Origin of the sequence: Streptomyces sp. URMC 124 (genome assembly GCF_051386455.1) — a bacterium.
Taxonomy (GTDB): domain Bacteria; phylum Actinomycetota; class Actinomycetes; order Streptomycetales; family Streptomycetaceae; genus Streptomyces.
Map to the genome: position 1 here is coordinate 21,117 of NZ_JBPQTS010000103.1, position 6,000 is coordinate 27,116.

General features: G+C 73.2%; 3 protein-coding genes. All 3 read left to right on the forward strand.

The window, feature by feature from the left end; genetic code table 11:
* The first annotated feature begins 85 nt into the window (after positions 1-85).
* Positions 86-1,945: a serine/threonine-protein kinase gene (locus tag ACSNOG_RS21150; RefSeq protein WP_436754246.1), complete on the forward strand. Its 1,860-nt coding sequence runs from the start codon at positions 86-88 to the stop codon at positions 1,943-1,945.
* Between the two features lie 172 nt (positions 1,946-2,117).
* The gene (locus ACSNOG_RS21155) at positions 2,118-3,116 is read left to right on the forward strand and encodes a hypothetical protein (protein ID WP_436754247.1); all 999 of its coding nucleotides are present in this window, start codon (positions 2,118-2,120) and stop codon (positions 3,114-3,116) included.
* A partial coding sequence (locus ACSNOG_RS21160) for an ATP-binding protein (protein WP_436754248.1) occupies positions 3,104-6,000 on the forward strand: 2,897 nt, incomplete at its 3' end. The genes ACSNOG_RS21155 and ACSNOG_RS21160, both read left to right, overlap by 13 nt.

Genomic DNA, 6,000 nt, shown 5'->3' on the forward strand with positions numbered 1-6,000 from the left:
ACCTGGGCCTTGTTTGTTTACCCTGGGCCGCCGGACGCGGTGGCCGGCAGGCCAGCACTGACGGACTGACGGAACGGAGCGCGTGGTGACGGCGGGGGAAGCAAGCGGCGACGAGCTGGTGGGCAAGGTCCTCGGCGGCCGTTACCGGGTGACCGCCACGATCGGCCGCGGCGGCATGGGAGTCGTCGCCCGCGCGGTGGACGAACTGCTCAACCGGGAGGTCGCCGTCAAGGTCCTGCGGGCCTTCACCGACTCCTCCGAAGCCGAACTCTTCGACCTGCGGACCCGGATGCAGCGCGAGGCGCAGGCCGCCGCCCGCATCCGGCACGGCGGCGTGGTCACCGTCCACGACGTGACCGAGGAACAGGGCCTGCCGGTCATCGTCATGGAGCTCGTCGACGGGCCCTCGCTGGACGACGTGCTGACCGAGCGCGGCCCGCTGGAGCCGCACGAGGCGGCGGCGATCGGCGCCAAGCTGATGGACGCGCTCGACGCGGCGCACCGGGCCGGCGTGCTGCACCGGGACGTCAAGCCGGGCAATGTGCTGCTGGAGCACGGCGAGCGAAGCGAGATGGGGGTCCCCCCGGCCGGAGGCTGGGGGAGAGTTGTGCTCACCGACTTCGGCATCGCCAGCATGGAAGCTTCCGGCGACGAGGCCATGGCCAAGCTCACCCAGAGCGGTCAGCTCGTCGGCTCCCTCGACTACTTGCCCCCGGAGCGTGCGCAGGGCAAGGAGCCCGGCCCCGCGTCGGACATCTGGTCGCTGGGCATGACGCTGTACGCGGCCGTGGAAGGCACGTCGCCGTTCCGCCGGACGTCCGTGTGGTCCACGCTGTCGGCGATCGTCACCGATCCGCTGCCGGAGCCGCGGCGGGCGGGGGCGCTCGGGCCCGTGCTGCAGGCGCTGATGGCGAAGGAGCCGGAGCACCGGCCGAGCGCCGACCAGGCGCGCGAGATGCTGGAACGTATCGCCGCGGGCGGGAGCGCGGACGGGAACGTGGGCGGGAACGTGGGCGGGAAGGCGGACACGTCCACGGCGAACCTCAGGCCGCCGGCTCCGGCGCCGGGGCCGGGGCCGCAGGCCGGGTTCGGTGCGGGGCCGCAGGCCGGGTTCGGTGCGGCGCCGTCGTTCACGGGGCCTCTCCCCCAGCCGTCGCCCCAGCCGTCGCCGCAGCCTTCCCCCTTCGCTCAGCCCTCCGCCTCGCCGCAGAATCCTTACGCCGGCGGCTATCCGGCGCCCGGCCCGCTGCACGCGCAGCCGTCGCCGTCGCCGTCGCCGCAGCCGATGCCATCTCCGCAGCCTCCGCAACCGGGCTCCGGCGGATCGTCCGCGGGCCGCGCCCCCGCCGCCGACCGGGGACGGCGCCGCAGCCGGGCCCTCATCGCGGCGGCGGCCGCCCTCGTCGTGCTCGCGGGCGGCGGCGTCACGTACGCCCTGACCGGCAGCGGCAGTGGCGGCGGCAAGAAGGACGACGAGCCCCGGGCGGCGGCGCCGGAGGCCCCCGCCTCGCCGTCGGTGGGCGAGCAGCCGAACGAGGGCGGTGTGGCCACCGGCCTGCACTCCCCGGGAGCTTCCCCGTCCGCGAGCGCCTCCACCGCGAAGCCGTCCGGCTCGCCGTCTCCCTCCGCGTCTCCCTCGGCCAAGCCGAGCGCCTCGTCGGCGAAACCCACGGTGCCGACGACCTGCAGCGGCTGGAACCACCACGACCCGAAGCCGGGCACGTACGGCTACGTCACCGGCGACCGCCACGTCCTCAACGGGCCCTACAAGGTCTGCGGCTCCGTGGCGGCGGCGAAGAGCGGCACGAAGCTCTGGTTCCACTGCTCCGTCGAGAACTCCTACGGCCACAAGTGGCTCTACGTCCGCATCGACGGGACGAAGAGCGCGGGCTGGATGTCCGCCGACACGATCATCCGCCAGAGCGGCCAGCCGGTCCGCTGCTGACGGGGTTTCAGGGCTTTTGCCCACCCCGTTCCCGGCGGGCCGGTCTACCCGGCATGAAATTCCGATAAGTTGCCGTGCCAAACGATCAACGGCCTTTCTACGCCAGACACGCCGGACACGTCGGACACCTCGGACGCGTCACGACACGTCAGGCCTCGATGCGGAGTACGACATGAGCACTTATCCGGGCGGCGGCAGCCCCGGACCGGGCGGCTGGGCGGCCTCGGAATCCGCAGGCCCCAACGGCTCCTACCGGAACCAGACCCTGAAGTACCAGCGGGTCGAGCTGAGCTTCGACGAGTCGGTCACGCTCCGGACGGTCATCGGCCTCTGGGCGACCGCGGCCTTCACCGCAACCTTGGTGTGGCTGTTCTTCGCCCTGTTCGGCCTGCTGACGAACGACTGGGACTTCGAAGAGGCCGGCGGCGCCATCAGCACGGGCGGAATCCTGTCGTTCATCGTCTTCTGGGTCGTCCTGCTCTTCTCCTCCTTCACCGAGCCCGTCTCGGAGTGGCGGACGCTGCTGGAGGACAAGGCCCAGGCGTCCCCCTCCGCCTACGCGGCGATCTACGGCGCGCTGTCCCGCCGGCGGATCCCGGTGACGGCCGTGCCGTCCCGCATCCGCAGCGACATCCTGCAGCCGGAGGTGGTCAGCAACCGGCTGGTCGTCAGCAACGGCCGCTACGTGGCCTACGTGTCCGTCTTCGCGTACGGCACCAGCCTCTACATGGGCTGGACGATGTGGCGCATGCGCCGCGGGTGGCGGATCATCGGCACGTACTTCAAGGACCTCGTCGGCGGGTTCATGGGCCGCACCGGTGACGTCAACCAGATGCTGCGCACCGAGCGGCCGCGTGCCATGCGCGAGGCCGTGCACTCGGCGGTCCGGGAAGGCGTGGAGATCGCGGTCCAGGGCATCGAGGTGCCCATCGCCTCGACCTTCGGGCAGGACCTCCCGATCATGACCGCGCCCGGCCAGGGCCCCGCCGGCCCGCCGGCCCCGCCCGCGCCGCCGGTCGTGCCGACGCCGCCGGTCGTGCCCGCCGCGCCGCCGGCCCCGCCCGTGCCCCAGGCCGGACCGCCCGTCGTACCGCAGCCGGGACCGCAGCCCGCGCCGCCGGCTCCGCCCGTGCCCGGCGGCCACGGCCCCGCCTCCCCGTGGACCAGCTGAGCACCATGGACCAGCAGAGCGACAGGACGCCCCCGCCGGGCGTCCTGACCGTCGGCGACGGCACGTCGGTGTGGGCCTGGGCGGCCGTTCGCATCGAGGCCGCCGCCGACCTCACCGAGACCAGGGAGTACGCCGACCTCTCGGAGGACGAGCGCCGGATCAAGGCCGTCGCCGCGGAGGCGGCCTGGCTGGCGGGCCAGTGGGACACCCACCACGACGCGCGCATCGAGCTGCGCTATCTGACGGACCCGGCCGAACGCAGGATCTCGTGCGCGCTGCTGGCCCGGGTGCGCGGCGACAGTCCGCACGACCCGGCCGCGGCACAGCAGTCCGCTGTCACGGCGGCTCTCGCGCTCCGCGACCGGCTGGCGCAGCTGCCGCACCACGTGCACACCGCGCCGGTCGAGGACGCGGCGGAAGTGGCGCGGTGGCTCACGCCGTTCACTCCCGACCCGGCCGGCCTGGCCGAGATCCGTAAGCGCTACCGGACGGGCCTGCCCAACCGGCCCGACGCGGGCGTGCAGTACTACCTCGCCCCGCAGCCGTTCACCGCGGCGGCGCCGCCCTGGGACGCGCTGTGGCAGGCGCTCGCGGCACACCCGTACCCGCTCATGCTGACGGTCGGCATCGAACCGTACCGGGTGCCCGACGACCTCGGGCCGATGCTGCACCAGATCGCCACGCACTACGGGCGCCTGGGGACGCCGGGACAGTTGCCGGAGGGCCTGTGGGGCCCGGCGACGCAGCTCTCCCCGGACAACTTCGCCGTGGACGCTGCGAAGGTGTACGCGGACGCCGCGCGCCGCTACACCGACCGCGCCTTCCGCATCCGCATCGCGCTCGCCTCCCCGAACCCGCTTCCCGAATCCCTCGCCGAGCTCGTCGGCGCCACGGTCTCGCCGCCGGAACGGGCCGCCCAGGGCACCGCACTGACGGAGACCTTCACCGGCCCGGCCCACGTCACCGTACGGCCGGCGCCGCCGGAGCTGGCGGCGGCGTGGACCGGGATCACGACGCTGGAACACGCCCGCTGGGGCGGCGACCAGCGCTGGCAGCTGCCCGAACCGCTGTCGCCGCCGCTGCGCCTGCTCTCCGAGCTGGTCGACGCGCGGGAGGCCGGTGCGGCGCTGCGGCTTCCCCTCGCCGTGCACGGGCACATGACGGGCTTCCCCGTCCGCAGGCCCGACATGGCCCTGGAAACCGACTACCGGCCGCAAGGGCCCGCCATCGAACTCGGCCGGCAGCTGGTGCACGGCGCACCGGCCGGGCCGCTCGGCGTGGAGCTGGGGTCCCTCTCCCGGCACGCGCTGTTCGTCGGGACGACCGGCTCGGGCAAGACCAACACGACCCTGGCCTTCTGCCAGCAGCTCTGGCGGGACCACAAGGTGCCGTTCCTCGTGCTGGAACCGGTCAACTCCGAGCTCGACGACTACCGCTGGCTCGCCACCCGCCCCGGCTTCGAGGACCTCCTCGTCCTCACCGTCGGCGACGAGAACACGGCACCGTTCCGGCTGAACCCCTTCGAGGTGCCGCACGGGGTCCGGATCAGCGCCCACACCGCCGGACTGCTCGCCTGCTTCGACGCGGCGTTCGGCCTCTGGGACCCCCTGCCGGCCATCTACAACAAGGCCCTGCGCAACACGTACGCGCGGAAGGGCATCGTCCCCACCGACGTCTCCACGCCCGCCCACGACGGGGCGTGGCCCACCCTCCGCGACTTCATCGCCGAGATGCGCAAGGAGTGCGACCAGCTCGGGTACTCCGGCGAGGTCAAGGACAACATCATCGCCGCGTCCAGGCTGCGGGCCGAGTCCCTCGCGGAGGGCGCCTGCGGCAGCACGCTGGACTGCGCGCGCTCGTACCCGATCGAGGAGCTCCTCAACCGGCCGGTCGTCATCGAACTGGCCGGCGTCGGCGACAACGAGAAGGAGCAGTCCCTCGTCACCGCGCTGATCCTGCAGACCATGACGGAGCACTACAAGGCGACCCGGCGGGGAGACGGCCTGGCCCACGTCACCGTCATCGAGGAGGCCCACCGGCTGCTCGGGCGGCCCGTCGCCTCCGGCGGGGACGGCAAGGAAGGCAACGCGCAGGCGCGGGCGGCCCAGGCCTTCGCCAACACGCTCGCCGAGAACCGCAAGTACGGGGAAGGCCTGGTGATCGTCGAGCAGGTCCCCGAGAAGCTGATCGAGGACGCGTACAAGAACACCAACCTGAAGGTCATGCACCGCCTGCCGTCCGCCACGGACCGGGAACTGATCGGCGGAACGATGCGGTTCTCCCCCGACCAGGAGCGGTTCGCCTCGTCCCTGGAACCGTTCCAGGCCTTCGCCCACCACGACGGCATCGACCGCCCGGCCCTCATCCGGGTGCCGAACGTACGGGCCGAGGCGGCCGCGGAGAGCGGGATCGCGCGGGCGCCACTGGCCGGCAACGCGGAACTGGCCGACCGCTTCCGCGCCTTCGCCGCCACGACCCCGGGCGTCGACGCGGCCCTCGCCCCCTTCGCCGACTGCGAGGGCTGCCGGCACCGCTGCGCGTTCCGCTCGCGCGCGGCGACCGCGGTGTGGCCGGAGCACGGCACCGAACTGAAGAAGCGCGTCGCCGACTACCCCAAGACCTCGGCCGCCCAGGCCGAATGGTGGTCGCGCACCGCGGAATGGGTCGCCGACATCGCCGACGCGGTCGCCCCGCCGGGCGCGGCGACTGAAGCCGTTGATGACTACCGCGCCTGCGTCTTCATCCACGTCGCCCAGGCGGCGTGGAAGCGGAAGACGCTGCCTTGGGTGCGTCTGTATCGCAGCAATGCGGGGGCGGGGGCGGCGTCCGGGTCATCCGAGTCGTCCGGGTTCTCCGTGCGCGAGGCCGTTTCCGCTGCTCCCTC